This window comes from Rhizobium sp. NFR07 (genome assembly GCF_900111905.1).
Taxonomy (GTDB): Bacteria; Pseudomonadota; Alphaproteobacteria; order Rhizobiales; family Rhizobiaceae; genus Neorhizobium.
The window spans coordinates 513,726-534,451 of sequence record NZ_FOKM01000003.1 but is presented as its reverse complement, the minus strand read 5'-3'; the positions used below and the strand labels follow the sequence as shown (position 1 = coordinate 534,451).

Sequence of the window (20,726 nt, the reverse complement as noted above, 5' to 3'; positions counted from 1 at the left end):
CTTCGCGCAAGGAATTAACCATACATATTGGACATCACGGCGAAATGGGACGACCGCGGTCTACCACCAGGCATGAAGCCGCCAATGCCGTACCGGTCTCAATCCGGTATCCGCTCATGAAAAGTCAGGAATACCTGCGGTGGCCGCGTTCGCATGGCACGGGATGATCGTCCTCGTGTGCCGGGCATTCATAGTTCATCTCCAGAGACCCTGACCGGCATGGCTTCTTTCGCGCCGAGCTCTCGGTTTATGTGGTTTTGGGGACGACGTTGGTGCAGGACACGCCAAGCGAACAGGTTCGACGTGGCCAGGCGGGCAGCCTTGGCGAGAGGCTGGCATTTGCCGGGCTCGACGGCGACCTGTGCAATCTTGTGCGCCGCTCCCGCCCGCATCTCGAGGACCACATCAAGGCCGGCCTGCGCGATCTCTTCCACCGCCTCCAGTCCTTTCCCGAAGCCGCCCGTCACTTCGACAGCGAGCAGCAGGTCGAGCGCCTGAGCGACCTCCAGGCGTCCCACTGGTCCGTCCTCACCGATGCCCGCTTCGATGCGCTCTATGCCGACCGCGTCAAGGTCCTGTCCGATACCGAGAGCCGCATGGGGCTCGACCCGCGCTGGCACGTCGCCGGCCATGCGGTCATGCTCGAACATCTTGTCGTCGGCGCCGTCAGCGATCTTTCGCCGCGTTCCATTCTTCCCGGCTCCCGCAAGCGCGAGCGCGAACTCCACGATCTCCTGAGCGCGCTCGTCCGGCTCGTCATGATCGATGTCGAGATCGCCGTCTCGCTGCGTTTCAACGAACAGCGCCAGAAACACCAGCGTGCTCTGGCAGACCAGCGCACCGCCGACCAGGCCGAAGCCGTCGACACCTTCGCGGCCGTCATCGCCGCTCTCGCCGAGCGTGACCTGACCGTCGCCTTGCCGGCCGAGATGCCCGAAGCCTATCGCGAACTCGCCGGTCTTCTCGCCCGTGCGGTCGGCGGCATGCAGCAGTCTGTCCAGGCGATTGATGCCGCAGGCAGGCAGGCGATCGGCCTGACCGACGCGATTGCCCGCAACGCATCGACATTCGCGACAGCTTCCGAAGACCAGGCGCAGCGGGCCCGCACAGCAACCCAGGACCTCCGTCAGCTTTCCGATCTCGTTAAGGAAACCGTTGCCGGAACCTCGGCCGCCGAAAAGGCCGCCGCCGCGACCCGTCGTTCGGTCGAAGAGAGCGGCGAAGTCGTTGGCCGTGCCATCAGCGCCATGACCGACATCGAGACCTCGGCCGAGAAGATCGGCGAGATCATCGGCGTCATCGACGAGATCGCCTTCCAGACCAACCTTCTGGCGCTCAATGCCGGCATCGAGGCTGCCCGCGCCGGCGACAGCGGCCGGGGTTTTGCCGTGGTGGCGCAGGAAGTCCGCGCGCTTGCGCAGCGTTCCGCCGATGCCGCCCGCGAAATCAAGACGCTGGTCACCGGCACCAAGTCGCAGGTCGGCGCAGGCGTCGACATGGTCCACCGCACGCAGACCGCGATCGGCGGCATCGTCCAGCAGGTCACCGAGATCAACGATGCCATCTCGGGCGTCGCGCGCCGCACGGTCGAGCAGTCCGAAGGCCTCACCCGCATCACGTCCGATATAGACAGTCTGAGCCAGGACATGGGTGCCAATGCAAGCTTTGCCCGCAATGCCGGGGAGGGCGCTGACGAACTGCATTCGGTCATCCTCGAACTCGGCCGCACCGTTCGCGAATTCCGCATCGCCCGCCAGAGCCGGATCGTCGAAGGCTACGAGGATCGCCGTCCGGCCCATACCCAGGCCGATACCGGCGCGCCCGCGGTAAGCTACCAGACATTCTCCGAGCCGCAGGCTCAACCCGTTTACAAACTGCAAGGAAGAAACTGATGGCAGCAAAGAAAGCCGCATCGGGCACTGTGGCGCTCGCGCCCGTTCTCGACCTCAATGAAGCATCTGCCTTGCACGGCAAGCTTATGACGATGCGCGGCAGCGACATCGTGATCGATGCCTCCGCCGTCGAGCGGGTCGGCGTCCAGTGCGCCCAGGTTCTCGTCGCCGGTGCTGCCGCCTGGCAGGCCGACAAGAAGTCTTTCATGATCGAGAAGGCCTCCGATGCCTTTGAAAAGACGATGCAGTTGATCGGCATCGACCCCGACAAGATGGTCGCTAAGGAGATCTAGAAATGAAGAAAAAAGTGCTGACCGTGGATGATTCACGGACGATCCGGAACATGCTTCTGGTGACCCTCAACAATGCCGGTTTCGAGACGATCCAGGCCGAAGACGGCGTCGAGGGCCTCGAGGTCCTCGAAGGCTGTGATCCGGACGTCATCGTCACCGACATCAACATGCCCCGTCTCGACGGCTTCGGCTTCATCGAAGGCGTTCGCCGCAACGAGAAATACCGTGCGATCCCGATCCTCGTCCTGACGACGGAAAGCGACGCCGAAAAGAAGAACCGCGCGCGCCAGGCCGGTGCGACGGGTTGGATCGTCAAGCCTTTTGATCCTGCCAAACTGATCGATGCGATCGAGCGTGTAACCGCCTGAACCGGGAATTCCTCCGATGGATATGAACGAAATCAAAGAGATCTTCTTTCAGGAATGCGAAGAACAGCTCGCCGAACTGGAGTCTGGTCTTCTCAAGCTGAATGATGGGGATCGCGATCCCGAAACGGTCAATGCCGTCTTCCGTGCAGTTCATTCCATCAAGGGGGGAGCGGGCGCCTTCGGTTTGGACGACCTGGTCGCCTTCGCACACGTCTTCGAAACGACGCTCGACTGCGTGCGCTCCAACAAGCTGGAGCCGAACCAGGACGTCCTGAAGGTGATGCTCAAGTCCGCCGACGTTCTGGCCGACCTCGTCACCTGCTCGCGTGACGGTGGCAGCGTCGAGGAAAGCCGCACCAAGACGCTGGTCAAGGAGCTGGAAGCGCTGGCGAACGGCGAAATGCCGTCGGCCGCCGCCGAAGCACCGAAGCCTGCCGCCAAGGCTGCCCCTGCAGCTGCCGCAGCGCCAGCCCCCACGGACGACAGCGGTTTCCAGCCGATCCCGTTCACCTTCGACGGCTTTGGCGGCGACGAGGAAGCGGTTCTCGGCAACGTCTTCGACATCTCCTTCAAGCCGACCCGCGAACTCTATTCCAAGGGCAATGAAGCAGCCCTTCTGCTGCGCGATCTCTCCCGCCTCGGCGAGATGAGCATTGCCTGCGACATGGACACGCTGCCCGCCTTCGAGAGCATGGATCCGGAAGCCTCCTATTTCGGCTGGAAGATCTCGCTGAAGACGGCAAAGTCGGAAGACGAAGTCCGCGCGGTCTTCGAATTCGCCGAATGGGATTGCGAACTGGACGTCAAGCCGGCGGAAGCCTCGGAAGACGAAGAGCAGCCGATGGTTCCGGTACCGTTCGATCTGTCCGCCCTGGATGACGGGCCCGCCGAGCCTGCTGCACCGGCGCCCGCCGTCGTGGCTGCGGCCGAAACCGCTTCGAACGTGACGAAGGCAGTCGCTGCCGCAGTCGAGAAGAAGGAAAGCGCTGCTGCAGCCGCTGCTGCCGCAGCGCAGAACAACGCTGCCGCCGCTGCCGCTTCGGCGGGCCAGACGATCCGCGTCGATCTCGATCGCGTCGACCGCCTGATCAACCTCGTCGGCGAACTTGTCATCAACCAGGCGATGCTCTCCCAGAGCGTCATCGAAAACGATGCGACCGGCACCTCCGCCGTCAACATGGGTCTCGAGGAGCTGCAGCAGCTCACCCGCGAGATCCAGGACTCGGTCATGGCGATCCGCGCACAGCCGGTGAAGCCGGTCTTCCAGCGCATGTCGCGTATCGTCCGCGAAGTGGCCGACATGGTCGGCAAGCAGATCCGCCTGGTCACCGAGGGTGAAAACACCGAAGTCGACAAGACGGTCATCGACAAGATCGCCGAGCCGCTCACCCACATGATCCGTAACGCCGTCGACCACGGCATCGAATCTCCCGAGAAGCGCGAGGCTGCCGGCAAGGATCCGGAAGGCACGATCAAGCTTTCCGCAAAGCACCGTTCGGGCCGCATTCTCATCGAACTGCAGGACGATGGCGGCGGTATCAACCGCGAGCGCGTCAAGCAGAAGGCGATCGACAACGATCTCATCGCGCCGGACGCCAACCTGACGGACGAAGAGATCGACAACCTGATCTTCGCGCCGGGCTTCTCCACCGCCGACCAGATCTCCGACATTTCCGGCCGCGGCGTCGGCATGGACGTGGTCAAGCGCTCGATCCAGGCACTCGGTGGTCGTATCTCGATCTCGTCGAAGCCGGGCCAGGGCTCGATCTTCACGATGAGCCTGCCGCTGACGCTCGCCGTTCTCGACGGCATGGTCGTCACCGTTGCCGGCCAGACGCTGGTCGTGCCTTTGACGGCGATCGTCGAAACCCTGCAGCCGGAAGCCTCGGCCATCCACTCCTTCGGCGCGACGCAGCGGTTGATCTCCATCCGCAACTCGTTCTGCCCGCTGGTGGATGTAGGCCGTATCCTGAACTTCCGCTCGACCCAGGCGAACCCGGTCGAAGGCGTCGCCCTTCTGGTCGAATCCGAAGGCGGCGGCCAGCGTGCTTTGATGGTCGATGCCATCCAGGGCCAGCGCCAGGTCGTCATCAAGTCGCTCGAAGCCAACTACACCCACGTCCCGGGCATCGCTGCCGCAACCATCCTCGGTGATGGACGCGTGGCACTCATCCTGGACGTCGATGCGGTCGTCGCGGCCTCGCGCGGCCAGTCCCTGAAGCCTGAAATGTCTCTCGCCGCCACGGGTTGATAGTATGTCGTATGCCGTGAAGTCGCTTGCACAGGGAAGCCGGGAACTGATTGCCTTCCGCATCGGAGAGCAAGAGTTCTGCGTCAACATCATGTCCGTCCGCGAGATCCGCGGATGGACACAGGCCACGCCGATGCCCCATGCGCCGGCTTATGTCCTGGGTGTCATCAACCTGCGCGGTGCCGTCCTGCCGATCGTCGACCTCTCGGCACGACTCGGCATGAAGGACGCCGAACCGAGCGCCCGCCACGTCATCATCGTTGCCCAGGTGAAGAACCGGGTTGTCGGCCTGCTGGTGGAGGCTGTCTCCGACATCCTCACGATCACCGAGGAAAACATCCAGCCGGTTCCGGAGATCTCCTCCGATCTGGAAAAGCAGTACGCACGGGGCATCCTGGCGATCGACAAGCGGATGATCTGCATGATCGAGCTTGACGCCCTGTTCGCCGAAAAGGCTCTTGATAAGGAAAGTGAAGCCGCATGATGCCCCTGGGCGCGATCGATAGCCGGCAGTCGCCGGACGAGGTTCTGGCAAGCGGTGAATATCCGCTGACCCGCCGCGACCTGTCCGAAATCGCTGCGATGATCTATGCGGATGCCGGTATCTATCTCAACGATTCCAAGGCGTCGCTGGTCTATTCGCGGCTGTCCAAGCACATCCGCAACCTGGGTCTGCGTGGCTTCCGCGAATATTGCACGCTGGTCGCTTCGCCGGAAGGCGCGCCTGTGCGCCGTGAGATGCTGTCGCACCTGACGACGAACTTCACCCGCTTCTTCCGCGAAAACCACCATTTCGAACATCTGCGCGACGAGGTCCTGCCGGGCCTGATCAACCGCGCCAAGAGCGGCGGCCGGGTGCGCATCTGGTCGGCGGCCTGCTCCGACGGTCAGGAGCCCTATTCGATCGCCCTGACGGTCCTGGCCATGTTCCCGAATGCGGCGGACTACGACTTCCGCATTCTGGCAACCGATATCGATCCGAAGATCCTCGATACCGCCCGGATGGGCGCCTATGACGAGGGTGCGCTGGAAAGCGTGTCCCCGGCCATGCGCAAGCAGTGGTTTCGCGAAGTCGATGTCAACGGCCGCCGTAAGTTCCAGGTCGATGAGCGGGTCAAGAAGCTGATCACGTTCAACGAGCTGAACCTGATGGCGCAATGGCCCTTCAAGGGCAATTTCGACGTTATCTTCTGCCGCAACGTGGTGATCTATTTCGACGAGCCGACCCAGGTGAAGATCTGGTCGCGCTTCGCGTCGCTGCTGCCGGAAGCAGGCCATCTCTATATCGGCCATTCCGAGCGCGTTTCGGGCGATGCGAAGAACCTTTTCGATAACATCGGTATCACCACCTACCGGTGTATGGGCAAGCATGGAGGGAGGAAGCCATGAGCGCACCAGCACGAGTTCTCGTCGTCGACGATTCACCGACGATGCGCGGCCTGATCACCGCGGTCCTGAATTCCGACCCGGACGTCAACGTCATCGGCCAGGCCGGCGACGCGATGGAAGCGCGTGCGGCGATCAAGCAGCTCAATCCCGATGTCGTGACGCTCGACATCGAGATGCCCAACATGAACGGGCTGGAGTTCCTCGACAAGATCATGCGTCTGCGGCCGATGCCGGTCATCATGGTCTCCACCATGACCCATCACGGTGCCAACGCGACGCTCGCAGCGCTCGAGATCGGCGCTTTCGACTGCGTCGGCAAGCCGGTGCCGGGCGACGCTCGCCCGTTCATGGATCTGGCCGAGAAGGTCAAGGCTGCCGCCCGTTCGGGCCGCAAGTGGCAGCCCACTGCCGCTCCCGCGGCGGTAACGCCGGCGATGACGGCCAAGGATTATCGTGTCGGACGCAAGGTCGTGGCGATAGGCTCGTCGACCGGCGGCGTCGAGGCGCTGATCGCAGTGTTGCAGAAATTCCCGCAGAACTGCCCGCCGACGGTAATCACTCAACATATGCCTTCCACGTTTACCAAAAGTTTTGCTGAACGGCTTAATCGTATCTGCGCTCCTGTGGTGCAGGAAGCGACCGATGGTGCGCGTCTGGAGATCGGCAAGGTCTATCTCGCGCCCGGCGGCGACCGGCACCTGCAGATAGCGAACCCGTCAGCACCATGCTGCCGGCTGATCGAGAGGGATCCCGTCAACGGCCATCGGCCATCAGTGGATGTTCTCTTCGATTCAGTCGCGGAACTGGCCGGCCGCAACGCGGTTGGCGTCATTCTGACCGGCATGGGGCGCGACGGAGCATCCGGACTGCTGAAGATGCGCAATGCTGGCGCACGCACAATCGGACAGAATGAAAAGACCTGTGTGGTCTATGGCATGCCGAGGGTCGCCCACGAAATGGGCGCCGTCGAGCACCAGCTGCCATTGGGCTCCATTGGAGAAGAAGTGTTGAAATTAACTGCCGCCCGAAAAGAAGGTACCGAATAAATGTCTCTCGCTGAAAAAATCAAAGTTCTGATCGTTGACGATCAGGTCACCAGCCGCCTGCTGCTCAGCGACGCCCTGACACAGCTCGGCTTCAAGCAGATCACTGCTGCCGGCGACGGCGTGCAGGGCATGAAGATCATGTCCGAGCAGCCGCATCACCTGGTCATCTCCGACTTCAACATGCCGAACATGGATGGCATCGGCTTCCTGCAGGCCGTTCGCGCCAACCCGAACACCAAGAAGGCGGCCTTCATCATCCTGACGGCGCAGGGCGACCGAGCCCTGGTCCAGAAGGCCGCTTCGCTCGGCGCCAACAACGTGCTCGCCAAGCCGTTCACCATCGAGAAGATGAAGGCCGCTATCGAAGCGGTATTCGGAGCCCTCAAATGATAGAAGCCGCTGCTGCCAAGCGCGTCCATATTATTCAAGGAGAGTACAAAGTCGTCGACGACCCTGATGTCGTCCTGTCGACGATCCTTGGGTCGTGCGTGGCTGCGTGTCTTCGGGATCCTGTCGCCGGTGTCGGCGGCATGAACCACTTCCTGCTTCCTGGCTCGGGCGGAGCCATGGGCTCTGGAGGGGACGCCACCCGTTACGGCGTCCACCTCATGGAGCTTCTCATCAACGGCCTTCTGAAGAAGGGCGCTCGCCGCGACCGGCTGGAGGCGAAGATCTTCGGTGGGGCGAAGACGATCGCCAGCTTCTCCAACGTGGGCGAGCAGAATGCCGCTTTCGCCATGGAGTTTCTGCGTGACGAAGGCATCCAGGTCGTCGGCTCTTCCACGGGCGGCGATCACGGCAGAAAGCTTGAATACTGGCCGGTAAGCGGCCGTGCCCGGCAATACCCGCTGACAGGTGCCGAAACGCAGAGGACGGTGGCACTGGAACAGCGTCCGGTCCGTCCGGCACCAAAGCCTGTCGACAATTCCATCGAATTCTTCTGACTTTCATCATACGTACCGGGGACTGCCATGACCGACATAATCGCGCCGCCAATCGCAGCCCCTGAAGAAGCCTTGCCCGACGTGCTGATGCGTCTGGTCTCAGAACTGCATGACGTCGCCTATCTGATCGAACGCATCGAGCCCGAAATCCTCGAAGTGGGAGGGGCAGAGCTCCTGAAATCCCCCGATACGATCAAGATCCTCCAGGGTATCGACCTCGCAGTCCAGAAGACCCGCGGGCTTGCCGAATTCATCGATACCATCACCGGCACCATACCGGAGGACTGGAAGGTGGACGTATCCACCGCGCTCAGCCTCGTGAAGCTCGCCGATATGCAGCGCGCCCTTTCGAGCGGCATGCGCCACGGCCATTCCCAGCCGCTCAGCAAGGCCGCCGGCGACTTCGATTTCTTCTGATCCGACCCTGCCGGCCTGAACCGGGCCGGGCTGTGTTTCCCATACCGCATTGCCGAAATGCTCGCACAAGCTTCGCCTCTTAGGGTGCGCTTGGGCGAAAGCTCTATAACCGTGTTCGGCGATGTGGAAACAGAATGAATCTGTTAGCTCAATTTCAGAATATATTTAAGAACTTGGCGGGCTTAGGCCAGACCAGGTTGATTGCGCTTGCGGCCGCCGGCCTGGTGTCGGTCGCTTTGGTCCTTGCTGCTGCCATTTACGTCAACAAACCTGCCTACGAGACCCTCTATGTCGGCCTCGAGACGACTGATCTCAATCAGATAAGCATAGCGCTCGCTGAAGCGAACATGCCGTTTGAAGTCGGTACCGACGGTTCCAGCATTCAGGTGCCGGTGGGCTCGACAGCCCGCGCACGCGTACTGCTTGCCGAGCGCAATCTGCCCAACAGCGCCAATGCCGGTTACGAACTCTTCGACAATGTCGGCTCCCTCGGCCTGACCTCCTTCATGCAGGAAGTTACCCGCGTCCGCGCGCTCGAAGGCGAAATCGGCCGCACCATCCAGCAGATCAGCGGCGTCTCCGCCGCCCGCGTTCACATCGTCATGCCCGACGTCGGCAATTTCCGCCGCGGCGAGCAGAAGCCGACCGCCTCGGTCATGATCCGTGCCAACTCGACTGCCGGCCGCAAGGCCGCCGCATCCATTCGCCACATGGTCGCCTCAGCCGTTCCGGGGCTCGACGTCGAAGACGTCACCATTCTCGATTCCACCGGACAGCTTCTCGCCTCCGGCGATGAGGGCGGCAACAGCCAGCTCACCCGTTCGCTCGGCATGGTGCAGACCGTGCAGCAGGAAATCGAGACCAATATCGACAAGGCGCTTGCTCCTTTCCTCGGCATGGACAATTTCCGCTCCAGCGTCACCGCCTCGCTCAACACCGACAGCCAGCAGATCCAGGAAACGGTCTACGACCCGAACTCGCGCGTCGAACGCTCGGTCCGCACGACGCGGGAAGAATCCCAGTCCAAGCAGACCCAGAACGACAATGCCGCGACCGTCGAGCAGAACGTTCCCCAGGCCGCTCCCGAAGCCGGCGGCGCCGCCGGCCCGCAGTCGTCCGATCAGGCGAACAAGCGCGAAGAGCAGACCAACTACGAAATCAACCAGCGGACCGTCGCGACGACGCGCAACAGCTACCAGATCGAGAAGGTCTCCGTGGCGGTTGTCGTCAACAAGGGCCGTATTGCCCAGATGGTGGGCGAACCGGCCGACCAGGCCAAGATCGACGCCTATCTTGCGGAAATGCAGAAGATCGTCAGCTCTGCTGCCGGCCTCAGCGACGCGCGTGGCGACGTCGTCAACCTGACCGCCATGGACTTCCTCGAGACCCAGCTTCTCGACGAGGCAGCCGCAGGTCCGGGCATCATGGAGACGCTGAGCCGCAATCTCGGTGGCATCATCAACTCGCTCGCCTTCGTCCTGGTCGCCTTCCTGGTGGTTTGGCTCGGTCTGCGCCCGCTCATCCGCACCGTCGGTGGCACGACCGCGGCAACCGAAACCTCCGGCGAGGTTGCCGGGCTGGAACTGCCCGACTTCTCACCGGCCGGCGGCCCCGCCCTCATGGACGGCTTCGGCTCGGATTTCGGCTCGGACTTCGGCTTCGACAGCTCGGGCGACTTCGGCGGCGCCGACGATGGGGGCTTCAACCGCCGCGTCAAGGAAGGTCCGGAGAAGCGTCTCGCCCGCATGGTCGAGATCTCCGAGGAGCGCGCAGCGAAAATCCTCCGCAAGTGGGCCGTCGACAAGGCCGCCTGACACCCGCTCACAAAAATATGATCATCAAAGGGCCGACACAATTCGGCCCTTTTTTGTTCGATTTCCGTGACATAATTGCATGGTCGACCTTCAGCCATGCGTTTTGTGACCATGCTCCTCTGGGGAAACACAGGCCCACAGCATGGTAATTCGGCGTGTCTGGCCTACAATCCCTATGATTCGTGCCGTTGACTATCTGCGCCAAGGAAATTGCTTGGTGTCGAGGGCGAGGCAAAAAGATGGCTTTTTGGTGATAGGGTGATGAGCACTCCGTCAGGCCGGAAAAGTTTTGGCGGAACCTTGAAGGTCACGCGCGTTTGACGCTGCAGATGAAACGAGCAGATCAGACTGCGCAGGGAGCGTAAAGCGAATGGAGCTGCCAAATCAGGGCGCGACAGCGGGGACGGGTCTGAACGCGGATGCCGCGTCGACCAAGATCCTGTCCAGGGAGCAGCTTGTCAGGCGGCTGAGCATTGCCTCTGCATCGAACAACGTCCAGGCAGTCATGAAGCTGCTGGCGGATTATGTCGGCGCGTCCCATTTCCTGCTTGCCCGGTATGACCTTGTCCAGGAGCAGGGGCTCGACTTCATCGTCACGTCGAACTGGCCCTTCGACCTGGTCCGCCGGCTCGGCTCGGACCTTGCGAGCGGCTATGCGCGCTCGACCGAACTGGAGAAATGTCTCTCCCTGCTGACACCGAGCTTCTCGCTCCTGCCTGACGATGTATTGCCGCCGGAGGAAATCAGCCGGCAATATTGCTCACTGATGTTCTGTGTCGGCCGAATCCGGTTCTCCCTGATGCTGCTGTTTCCCGAAGGGATCATCCTGTCGCAGGAGAGGCTGAAGGAAGTTGGGCTGTTCGCCGCCTATGGCGCAAGCTTCGTTGAAGCCCATGACGCCCGATCCGAACGCGACTTCGAACTGACGGAGCGCGAGCTGGAATGCCTGTTCTGGATCGCAGAGGGCAAGACCAGCGACGAGATTGCCGTCATCCTCGGCATATCCCGCAACACCATCAACAACTACATCACCAGCGTCATGCGCAAGACAGCGACAAAGACGCGATCCGAAGCCATCGCCTATGCGGTGCGAAACAACCTGGTGTAGGAAGGCTGGACATGGGGTATTCGCGCAGCGGCATGGGAGAGGGAACGGGCAATATTCAATATCTTCGGCTGCAGCGGGCCGCCAGCAGGTCTGACATCTTTCCCAAGCTGGTGGCGATGCAGAAGACGTTGCGGGCACGCAATTTCGTCGTGCTGCGCGTCACAGGCGCCGGCATGCCGAACAAGCGCAAGCTGATCTGCGAACTGGAAAACTGGGGCACGGCCGGCACGGGTCATCACGATCTTCTCGTCGAGGCCTATGGTGAGGCTCTTCTCGATCATATGGAGATGTCGCTTCTCCCGCTCATCTGGACGGGAACGGAAAGCTCGAGCTTTGCCGAGGCGGGTGACCTCGCCACGCTCGTCCGCCGCCTGGAGCCGAGGGTTCTTCCCTTTGCCGGCATCGCTTTCCCCGTACGTCTCGGCGCGCTCGGAAACGGCTACGTGCTGTTCCTCGCCTCGTCGATCGATCTCAGCAGCGACCTTATCATCGACCAGCACGTCCGCAGCTGTCAGGTCATGATGGACCTTCTGGCGCTCGAGGAGCGCCGCAGCGTACCGGCCGAAACCCTGAGCGAGAGGGAAATCGCCTGCCTGCAGCTCGCAGGCGACGGTCGCATCAGCGAAGAAATCGCCGAGAAGCTCGGCCTTTCCGTGCATACGGTGAATGCCTATCTCGGCTCCGCGACGATCAAGCTTGATTCGGTCAACCGCATCCAGGCGATCGCCAAGGCGATCCGCCTTGGCTACATCCACTGATCTTAGGGTCTGGGTCGGCGCCCTGTCAGCGGGCGCCCGGCGTCAATGCGTCGAGACTTCGCCGGTCACGAATTTTGATTCGCGCAGGCTCCGCTCCAGAAACGCGGTATTTTCATCGGGGCTGTCCGACGGGTCCTGGAACGCGATATGGTCGATCTCGAGCCCGGCCTTGGTGTCGGCAAGCCGAAGACGTGCGTAGACGGATACTCCGCGCGGCTTGATTTCGAGATCGAGCGTCACGGCGGGCAGGCCGCCCCAGTCGAGCGAATAGTCGCCGCCGGCGCCGAAACTGACCGTTCCCGGATGAAAATAAAGCTCTGCCGCCGATGATACGAGGTCTGAAAGGCTACTGTAACACTCGAACCGCAGGAGCGAGATGAGGTCGGCTGCATCCAGCAGCCTCAGCTCCGAAGCCACCGGGCTGATGGCGGTAGCAACGATCTGTTCGCGGTCGGTAGAGTAGGTACATTTCTTCATGACGCTCAGCGTGTCCGTTTTCTAGGCGACCGGGACGCGTAAACCCGGTGCACGAGTTCTGCCACAGCCTTGTAGAAGACTGCTGGGATCACACTATCTACCGAGACTTGCGCAAACATGGAGCGTGCAAGCGGCGGATCCTCGAAAACGGGAATATTGTTCTCTTCCGCGATCTCGCGAATTCGCAACGCAATCAGGTCCTGGCCCTTGGCGACGACGATCGGAGCGTCGTTTTCCTCGCGGACATAACGCAGCGCCACCGCGTAGTGGGTCGGGTTGGCGATGACGAGCGTGGCGCGCGGCACGTTGTTGATCATCCGGCGGCGGGCGCGGTCGCGAGCAACTGCCCTCTGGCGCTGCTTGACGATCGGGTCGCCCTGCGACTGCTTGTATTCGTCCTTGATTTCCTGCTTGGTCATGCGCAGCTGGCTGTACCAGTGATGCCGGGTCCAGAGCACGTCGACGACGGCAAGCAGACCCGCCGAAAGCATCAGCACCACGGCCATCTTGCGGACGATGCCGTCGAGCTTGACCAGAATGGTCTGCGGGTCGGAGAACATCGCGTTCAACGAGGCGAAAAACTCGCCGCGCAGCACAAAATACATGATGACCGAGACGACCAGAATCTTGAACAGCGACTTGCCGAACTCGACCAGGCCGGGGCCGCTGTAGATACGCTTGAAGCCCTTGACCGGCGAGACCCGCTCCATCTGCGGCCGAATGCGCTCGAGTACGAAGGACGGCATGTTCTGGGAAATCGATGCGCCGAGGCCGAAGATCATGAAGAGCAGGAGCGGCGGCACCAGAAACGCCGCCATTGCCCAGCCGAGATGAGCGCCGAGCGAAACGACATCGGGCGTGTTTTCCAGCCGCCACTGGTCCGGCTGCTCGAACAGGTCCCTCAATGTCTCGCCGATCCGCGCAAACCCGGACGGCAGGAAGAAGACGAGGAAGACGTAGAAGGCCAGCGTGGAGGCAAAAAGAGGCAGTTCGCGGGAAAAGGGAACGTTACCCTTCTCCGCGGCATCCGACATTTTTTTCGCTGTCGGCTCTTCTGTTTTGCTGTCTTTATCTTCGTCCGACAAGGCACCATCCTTCGAGCGAATCGGTCACTCAGGTCGCCCATGATTATCGGAAGGCGCGTTAGGCGCGAATCGAGTCAACATAAAGACTGGGGATGACGGGGATTGCCGCCCGAAAAAAACGAAAGCGGAGCAGACGAGCTGCTCCGCTTCCTTCCTCGTGCATCAACTTTTATCAGGCCGCTTCGGAGCTTTTCTGGTCTTCGTCCTTCGGCTCTTCCTTCAGAAGGATCTGGCCGCCATTGGCAAGCCGGATCGCTTCCTGGGCAACCGCGCGGCGGGCCATGGCCACTTCACGCGGGTTGAGCGTTGCGCCCTGGACCTGAAGATCCGCCTCGATCATGCGGCGCGCACGCGGGCTGATCGAAGACAGGACACATTCCTTGATCTCGGCGCTGGCGCCGCGAAGCGCCATCGTGAGGATGTCGCCTGCGACGTCGTTGAGCAGCATGACGCGGCTGCGCTGCGGCATGAACATGAGGTCTTCGAAGAGGAAGATCTTCGGACGAACTTTGGTCGCTGCTTCCTTGCTGATCGTCTCGAGCGAGTCGAGCAGGGTATCGACCTGCTTCTTCTCGAGTTCGTTCATCAGTTCGGCAACCTTCGCGGTACCGGTCGAGTTGCGTTCCGCCTCGATGGCGTCGATCAGTTCGACGACGCGGTTCTCGATGATCTGCGCGGCCTTGGGGCTGACCGACTTCATGTTGACGGTTCTGTTCATGATGTCCGGGCGGCGGCTTTCGGAAAGCTGCATCAGCACCTTGGCGCCGAATGACGATGGCATCATGGAAAGGATGTAGGCAATCGTCTGCGGATGTTCGCGCGACAGGAACTTGCTGACGAAGACCGGGTCGGCATCCTGCAGACGGTCCCAGATAGACGCTTCGTAGGCCTGGAAGGCGGTGCGGCGTCCGAGCAGACCGTCGACTTCTTCCGGCGTCAGGCCGGCCTCGAGGATGCCCTCGATGGCGGCCGCGTTGTCCATCAGGCCGGTGCCTTCGGTGAACAGGTCTTCGAATTCGTTGACGAGTTGGAGAAGCTCATCCGGTGGAATGGCCCGAAGCGTCTGCGCCGAGGCAATGATCGTCTGCAGCTCGCTCTGGGTGAAATACTTCAATAGCTTGCCGGCCACGTCCTTGCCCATCGCAAGCAACACGGCCGCCGCTCTTTCCGCCTTGGATAACGGTTGCGTCGACAGCGCGCCCCCGAAATCTTCAAAGTCCATCATGGTCTTGCCTCTCTGTCCCTACATCGGGATCAGGTTCGTTTGGCGCTTAAGACTTCCGTCAGTTTAACGCCGAAGCGGGTATCGTCATTCTCCAGTACGGTGATCTCGCCCTTGCCGATGCGGCGGCCATTCACCATGATCTCGACCGGCTCTCCGATCCTCTTGTCGAGTGCGATCGTTGCACCCTCTTCAAGGCTCATCAGGCCGGAGACCTGCATGCGGCTCGATCCGAGCACGATCTCGACATCGATCGGGATATCCATGATCAGGTCGAGATTGGCGGTCAGCGCGCTGCCCGGTTCCTTGAACTCGCCGCCACTGGCAAAGTCCGAGCCGCCGAAGTCACTGGTGCCACCGAAGTCGCTCGTGCCGCCGAAATCACTGGTGCCGCCGAAATCGCTCGAACCACCGAAATCGGTGGATGCGCCGAAATCGCCGCCGCCGAATGCCGCGGCACCGTCGCCAGGCATCCCGAAGTCACCGCCGCCGAAATCGCTGCCGGCCGGCGTTGCAAATTCGGCGCCGAATTCCGTTTCGGTGGTGGCATCCGCCTTGAGGACGCCGCGCAGGTCGTCGATAGCCTGATCCAGATCGGCATCATTGCCGACCGGCATCAGAGAATCGTCGTCGGTGAGTGGTGTCTTTTTCGTAGCCATGAGACCATTATTCCCGTTGAAACTTGCGTCAGCCTGCCTTGTGCGAAATTCTAGGACCTAAGAATTAGCCTATCAGATGTCTTAGAATCTCGTCGTCGGTGCTGATGTTATCCTTTACGCGAACTGTATAGCGCTCGCCGGAACGTCCAAATTCGCACGAATACATGTCCTTGCCGTTGGCGCTGACCTGAACCTGCACATCGCCCTTGTCCTGGAAGGCGATCACGTCGCCGGCAGCAAGCCGCGAAATGGTGCCGAGCGTCAGGCTCTGGAGGCGGATGCGTGCCTCCAGCGTCACCTGGCTGCGACGCACCTGCTCGTTCATCCGGTCGGCCCATTCCTGCTTGCTCTTCGGCAACTGGCCCTTCGGCTTGGGTACGACGACCTGCGTCTTCAGGAAGGCGCGCTGCGGCACGACCAGGGCGAATTCCGACTTCACCGATCCGAGCTCGATGCCGAGCCTGATTGTCACGCCGAATTCAGGCGCGATCGCCTCGTCCGGCTTTGCCCGATCCTCGGCATTGTGCGGGCGCTCGAGCAGCGTCTCGAAGCCGCCGGCCGCGTTGACGCCCGAGCGAAGCACGTTGCCGATGCGCTCGAACACCATGGTCGCGAGGTCGAGTTCGATATCAGACAGCGGCCGTTCGATCGGCTGGTGAATGCTTGCCGGTTCGGCGCCGAGCATCATCTCCATCAAGGCAATCACGAAGCTGTTGCCGCAGGCGACCACGAAGTTCGGCGACCAGTTGCGCAGCGAGCCGTCGGCAAGCGCGAAGGTGTCGCCCAGGCCAGCGACCAGATCGGTCATCAGGCCGGAGCTGCAGCCGACATAGGAGACGGTGATGTTGATGCCGGTCTCGCTGTTGAAGACATCCGGCAGGAACTCGGCGTAGAGCGTGCCGAAATCCGCGCTGATCTTTTCGATCGTGGCCCGGTCGCCCAGTCCGCCGGTCAGCTTGGCAAGAAGCGCATGATCCATGGCAGGTCTTTCCGTCGCGGCATCATTGGTCATCGTCAGGCAGCCTTCTCACCGCCCGGGTTCATCATTTCCTGCTCGACGGAGTCGATCGAAGGACGTTCCTTGTTGGTGATCGTCTTGCGGCCGTATTCGAGCGCAACCTGCGGCACCGAGCCGTTCATGTAGGCAAGCAGCGTTTGCTTGACGATGACGTAGAGGCGGTGCTGCTTGTTGCGGACGATCTTGATCTGCGAGGTGAGCGGGTTGCAGAGCGAGTAGGACAGGAAGATGCCGAGCATGGTGCCGACGAGTGCTGCGCCGATGAGGCCGCCCAGCACTTCCGGGCTCTCGTTGATCTTGCCCATGGCCTTGATGACGCCGAGAACCGCCGCGACGATACCGATGGCCGGGAAGGAATCACCCATCGCCGTGATCGCGTGATAGGGCTTCATCTTGTCGGCAAACATCGTGTCGAGTTCCTCGTCCATGAGGGCCTCGATCTCGTGGCTGCGGGCGTTGCCGATGATGATCAGGCGAACGTAGTCGCAGATGAAGGCGGTCAGTTCCTTGTTCTTCAGAACGCTGGGCGCCGCCTGGAAGATCGTCGATTCTTCTGGATTGTCGATATGGGCTTCGATCTCGTTGCGCGACTTGGTTCTGAGGTCGCGCATCAGGGAATAGAGGCAGCCAAGAACGTCGAGATAGTGACGTTCCTTGGGAACGGAGTTCTTGAATGCCTCCCCGATCGCCTTGCCGCTATCCTTCACCACCTTCATCGGGTTGGCCATGATGAAACCGCCAAGGCCGGCGCCACCGATGATCAGAAGTTCGTAAGGCTGGAACAGGACGTCCAAGTGACCGCCCATGGCCATGAAGCCGCCCAGAATACAGCCGACGGTGATAACAAATCCGATAACAATATTCATCGCGTACCTGCGCTCGATCTTTTCGTTCGGCTTTGGGGATACGGCGCTTGGCTTGCGTGAAGCTGGCCCGAAACGCCGGTTTTCTCAACAGCTTCGCGCAAGTCTTCGCCAATAGTTTCCGGGCACCGGAGCGGATGGACCGTTTCGCGCATCGCCCGTCCCGGGCGCGGACCAGGACCTACCCGCCGTGATCACCACTTACACCAGCTATACGATGATCAGTCGCGACCTGAACAAGTCGCTGGCGCGCGTCGCCGAACAGCCGGACGTGGCGCGCGAGACCGAGTATTACCTCTCCAAGATCGGCGACATAAAGTCGGTCGACGACTTCATGGCCGACAGCCGCATCTATAACTATGCGCTGAAGGCCCATGGCCTCGAGGACATGGCCTATGCCAAGGCTTTCATCCGCAAGGTCCTGACCGAAGGCGTCGACGCCAAGAACGCTTTCGCCAACCAGCTTTCCGACAGCCGTTACTCCTCGCTGGTCAAGTCGCTCAATTTCTCAGCCTATGGCGAGGCCGCCACCGCATTCGACGCGGCGCAGAAGGGCGTCGTCGACAAGTTCCAGCGCCAGACGCTGGAGGAAGATGCCGGCTCCGAGAACATGGGCGTCCGCCTGGCTCTCTACTTCGAGCGCCTGGCGCCGACGGTAAAGTCGGGCATGGAGATCCTCGCCGACGATGCACTGTCGCAGGTCGTGCGCACGGCCTTCCAGATGCCGGACGAAATCATGGCCGCCGATATCGATCGCCAGGCCGAATTCATCGAGGATGTCCTCGACATCAAGGATCTTCAGGATCCCGCCAAGGTCGGCAAGTTCCTGGAACGCTTCACGGCGATGTGGGAACTCGAAAATCCCACGGATACCTACGACCCGGTCAAGCTTTTCTCGCCTTCCTCGAGCGGCATTTCGACCGATCTCCTGATTTCAATCAACAATCTTAAACTCGGAGGCAAATGATATGCAGTCCGGACTTTATGTCGGTATTTCTTCTCAGATCGCGCTTGAGCGCCGCCTGAACACCATCGCCGACAATATGGCCAACATGAACACCGTTGGCTTTCGGGCTACCGAGGTTAAGTTTGATGAGGTCTTGAGCAAGACCAGCAACGACATCAACGCAAAGGTTGCCTTCGTCACCCAGGGCAACGACTATCTTGCGACACGCAGCGGCGAGCTGCAGCAGACCGGCAACCCGCTCGACTTCGCGGTCAAGGGCGATGCCTGGTTCGCAATCGATACGCCTGCCGGCCAGGTTCTCACTCGCGACGGCCGTTTCACCCTCGACGCGAATGGAATGCTGCGCTCGTCGCGCGGTTTCAGCGTGCTCGATGCAGGCGGCGCACCGATCCAGCTCAACCGCGAAGGTGGTCCGCCGACTGTCAGCGCCGATGGCACCATTCGCCAGAACGATGTGATCGTCGGCCAGCTCGGTCTTTACACGGCAGACATTTCCCAGGGCTTCAATCGCTACGATAACGAAGGTGTGATCCCGGTCGACAATCCCCAGCCGGTCGTCGACGCATTCAACACCTCCGTCGTCCAGGGCTATGTCGAGCAGTCGAACGTCAACGGCATCCGCGAGATGACCCAGCTGATCCAGGTCAATCGGGCGTTCGAGGGCATGTCGTCGCTGATGCGCGACAGCGAATCGGCAATGGACGATGCGATCCGGGTACTCGGCGGCTCCAATAGTTGATGATGGAAACGCCGTTGTCAGAACCCGCCGTCACCCAGGCTCTGGCGGGCGGCAAGCTCGTTCAGCTTGCAAGCCTTGCCGCTCGTTATACCGACCCGTCCGTATCGATCGCCCATGGCGGCAGCGTGCGCACCATTGCTGCCGGCCACTATACGGTCGCCGGCCTTTCAAAGCATGTGCGTCTCGGTGAGTTCGTCGGCCACCGCACGGCCAAGGGCCTGCATCTCGGCGAAGTGACCCGCGTGGAGCCCGATTTGGTCTATGTCTGCCCGATCGAGCCGGGCGATCCGATCGGTATCGGCGATACCGTCATCCGCCAGGGTGCCTTCCGTGTTGCCCCCGATGACAGCTGGTGCGGCCGCACGATCAGCTCGCTCTGCGAGCCGATCGATGGCAAGGGCGCGCTCATTCACGGCATCGACGCCCGCTCGATCAATACCACCGCACCGCCGTCGATGAGCCGCAGCCGCGTCGAGACCGGTTTCCGCACCGGCGTGCGCGCGGTCGACATCTTTTCACCGCTCTGCCTGGGCCAGCGCCTCGGCGTCTTCGCCGGTTCCGGTGTCGGCAAGTCCACGCTTCTGTCCATGCTGGCGCGTGCCGATGCCTTCGACAAGGTCGTCATCTCGCTGGTCGGCGAACGTGGCCGCGAAGTGCGCGAATTCATCGAGGACACGCTCGGCGACAACATGGCGAAGTCGATCGTCGTCGTCGCCACCAGCGACGAAAGCCCGATGCTGCGCAAGATGGCGCCGCTGGTCGGCGTCACGATTGCCGAGCATTTCCGCAACAAGGGTGAAAACGTCCTCTTCATCATCGACAGCGTGACCCGTTTTGCCCATGCCATCCGCGAGGTGGCCGTGGCGTCCGGCGAGCCGCCGATCGCCCGTGGTTATCCCGCATCCGTCTTCACCGAGCTGCCGCGACTTCTCGAGCGCGCCGGGCCCGGCATGGAAGGCGAGGGGACGATCACCGCGATCATCTCGATCCTCGTTGATGGCGACAACCACAACGACCCGATCGCCGACAGCACCCGCGGCATTCTCGACGGGCACCTCGTGCTCGACCGGTCGCTCGCGGAAGAAGGCCGCTATCCGCCGATCAATCCGCTGGCATCGATCTCGCGTCTCGCCCGCAAGGCCTGGACGGACGAGCAGGAAAAGCTGGTCTCGCGCCTGAAGTCCCTGATCCACAAATATGAAGAGACCCGCGACCTGCGCCTGATCGGCGGCTACCGCGCCGGCAGCGATCCGGATCTCGACATGGCGATCAAGCAGGTGCCGATCATTTACGAGGTCCTGAAGCAGACGCCGGGCGACAAGCCCGCGGCCGATGCCTACGCGGATCTCGCAAACTCCCTGCGCGCAGCGGCAGGCCAGCCCGCAGCACAGTCTGCCATAGCAAGAAGGTGACACG

General features: G+C 61.6%; 22 protein-coding genes. 16 read left to right on the top strand and 6 right to left on the bottom strand.

The genetic code is table 11. The annotated features are described in order from the left end of the window. The first annotated feature begins 269 nt into the window (after positions 1-269). The 13 genes from BM216_RS09505 to BM216_RS09445 all read left to right on the top strand — a co-directional run bounded on the left by BM216_RS09505 (position 270) and on the right by BM216_RS09445 (position 12,280). The gene (locus BM216_RS09505; RefSeq protein WP_092998346.1) at positions 270-1,892 is read left to right on the top strand and encodes a globin-coupled sensor protein; all 1,623 of its coding nucleotides are present in this window, start codon (positions 270-272) and stop codon (positions 1,890-1,892) included. Further along, positions 1,892-2,185 carry an STAS domain-containing protein gene (locus tag BM216_RS09500; RefSeq protein WP_092998344.1) on the top strand — a complete coding sequence of 98 codons (294 nt, stop codon included), beginning with the start codon at positions 1,892-1,894 and terminating at the stop codon, positions 2,183-2,185. The genes BM216_RS09505 and BM216_RS09500 overlap by 1 nt, the downstream gene beginning before the upstream one ends. 2 nt (positions 2,186-2,187) lie before the next feature. Beyond that, complete coding sequence (gene cheY1, locus BM216_RS09495; RefSeq protein WP_092998342.1) at positions 2,188-2,553, top strand: chemotaxis response regulator CheY1; 366 nt, start codon at positions 2,188-2,190, stop codon at positions 2,551-2,553. A gap of 16 nt (positions 2,554-2,569) precedes the next feature. Further along, entirely contained in the window at positions 2,570-4,804 is a 2,235-nt protein-coding gene (locus tag BM216_RS09490) for a chemotaxis protein CheA (RefSeq protein WP_092998340.1), read from the top strand. Positions 4,805-4,808: 4 nt separating this feature from the next. Beyond that, positions 4,809-5,288, top strand: coding sequence for a chemotaxis protein CheW (locus BM216_RS09485; protein WP_092998338.1), 480 nt, complete (start codon positions 4,809-4,811; stop codon positions 5,286-5,288). After that, entirely contained in the window at positions 5,285-6,193 is a 909-nt protein-coding gene (cheR, locus tag BM216_RS09480; RefSeq protein WP_092998336.1) for a protein-glutamate O-methyltransferase CheR, read from the top strand. Before BM216_RS09485 ends, cheR begins: the two co-directional genes overlap by 4 nt. Then, positions 6,190-7,239, top strand: coding sequence for a protein-glutamate O-methylesterase CheB (gene cheB / locus BM216_RS09475; RefSeq protein WP_092998333.1), 1,050 nt, complete (start codon positions 6,190-6,192; stop codon positions 7,237-7,239). The genes cheR and cheB overlap by 4 nt, the downstream gene beginning before the upstream one ends. After that, entirely contained in the window at positions 7,240-7,629 is a 390-nt protein-coding gene (locus BM216_RS09470) for a response regulator (RefSeq protein ID WP_092998331.1), read from the top strand. Further along, complete coding sequence (cheD, locus tag BM216_RS09465) at positions 7,626-8,183, top strand: chemoreceptor glutamine deamidase CheD (protein WP_092998329.1); 558 nt, start codon at positions 7,626-7,628, stop codon at positions 8,181-8,183. The genes BM216_RS09470 and cheD overlap by 4 nt, the downstream gene beginning before the upstream one ends. Positions 8,184-8,210: 27 nt before the next feature. Beyond that, a complete protein-coding gene (locus tag BM216_RS09460) occupies positions 8,211-8,600 on the top strand; it encodes a chemotaxis protein CheT (RefSeq protein ID WP_092998327.1) in 390 nt (129 codons plus the stop codon). A 134-nt stretch (positions 8,601-8,734) separates the two neighbouring features. Beyond that, on the top strand, positions 8,735-10,414 hold the full coding sequence (fliF, locus tag BM216_RS09455; protein ID WP_092998325.1) for a flagellar basal-body MS-ring/collar protein FliF: 1,680 nt from the start codon (positions 8,735-8,737) through the stop codon (positions 10,412-10,414). A gap of 370 nt (positions 10,415-10,784) precedes the next feature. Continuing rightward, on the top strand, positions 10,785-11,522 hold the full coding sequence (locus BM216_RS09450; protein ID WP_092998323.1) for a transcriptional regulator VisN: 738 nt from the start codon (positions 10,785-10,787) through the stop codon (positions 11,520-11,522). A gap of 11 nt (positions 11,523-11,533) precedes the next feature. After that, positions 11,534-12,280, top strand: coding sequence for a transcriptional regulator VisR (locus tag BM216_RS09445; RefSeq protein ID WP_092998321.1), 747 nt, complete (start codon positions 11,534-11,536; stop codon positions 12,278-12,280). A gap of 42 nt (positions 12,281-12,322) precedes the next feature. Here BM216_RS09445 and BM216_RS09440 read toward each other — a convergent pair whose 3' ends face one another. The 6 genes from BM216_RS09440 to motA form a co-directional block, all read right to left on the bottom strand. Beyond that, a complete protein-coding gene (locus tag BM216_RS09440) occupies positions 12,323-12,757 on the bottom strand; it encodes a hypothetical protein (RefSeq protein WP_092998319.1) in 435 nt (144 codons plus the stop codon). 5 nt (positions 12,758-12,762) lie between these two features. Further along, positions 12,763-13,842 carry a flagellar biosynthesis protein FlhB gene (gene flhB, locus BM216_RS09435; RefSeq protein ID WP_092998317.1) on the bottom strand — a complete coding sequence of 360 codons (1,080 nt, stop codon included), beginning with the start codon at positions 13,840-13,842 and terminating at the stop codon, positions 12,763-12,765. Between the two features lie 172 nt (positions 13,843-14,014). Next, positions 14,015-15,067: a flagellar motor switch protein FliG gene (fliG, locus tag BM216_RS09430; RefSeq protein ID WP_092998315.1), complete on the bottom strand. Its 1,053-nt coding sequence runs from the start codon at positions 15,065-15,067 to the stop codon at positions 14,015-14,017. A 29-nt stretch (positions 15,068-15,096) separates the two neighbouring features. After that, on the bottom strand, positions 15,097-15,723 hold the full coding sequence (gene fliN, locus BM216_RS09425; RefSeq protein ID WP_092998313.1) for a flagellar motor switch protein FliN: 627 nt from the start codon (positions 15,721-15,723) through the stop codon (positions 15,097-15,099). 64 nt (positions 15,724-15,787) lie between these two features. Continuing rightward, positions 15,788-16,735 (bottom strand): FliM/FliN family flagellar motor switch protein, encoded by a 948-nt coding sequence (locus BM216_RS09420; protein WP_092998311.1) that lies wholly within the window; start codon positions 16,733-16,735, stop codon positions 15,788-15,790. Between the two features lie 2 nt (positions 16,736-16,737). Further along, positions 16,738-17,607: a flagellar motor stator protein MotA gene (gene motA / locus BM216_RS09415; protein WP_092998309.1), complete on the bottom strand. Its 870-nt coding sequence runs from the start codon at positions 17,605-17,607 to the stop codon at positions 16,738-16,740. Between the two features lie 187 nt (positions 17,608-17,794). Here motA and BM216_RS09410 point away from each other — a divergent pair, with 187 nt between their 5' ends. Genes BM216_RS09410 through fliI form a run of 3 tightly spaced genes read left to right on the top strand, consistent with a single transcriptional unit; the run spans position 17,795 to position 20,722 of the window. Then, a complete protein-coding gene (locus BM216_RS09410) occupies positions 17,795-18,571 on the top strand; it encodes a DUF1217 domain-containing protein (protein ID WP_092998307.1) in 777 nt (258 codons plus the stop codon). Position 18,572: 1 nt separating this feature from the next. Further along, a complete protein-coding gene (gene flgF, locus BM216_RS09405; RefSeq protein WP_092998305.1) occupies positions 18,573-19,310 on the top strand; it encodes a flagellar basal-body rod protein FlgF in 738 nt (245 codons plus the stop codon). Next, positions 19,310-20,722 (top strand): flagellar protein export ATPase FliI, encoded by a 1,413-nt coding sequence (fliI, locus tag BM216_RS09400; RefSeq protein WP_092998303.1) that lies wholly within the window; start codon positions 19,310-19,312, stop codon positions 20,720-20,722. Before flgF ends, fliI begins: the two co-directional genes overlap by 1 nt. The last annotated feature ends 4 nt before the right edge of the window (positions 20,723-20,726 follow it).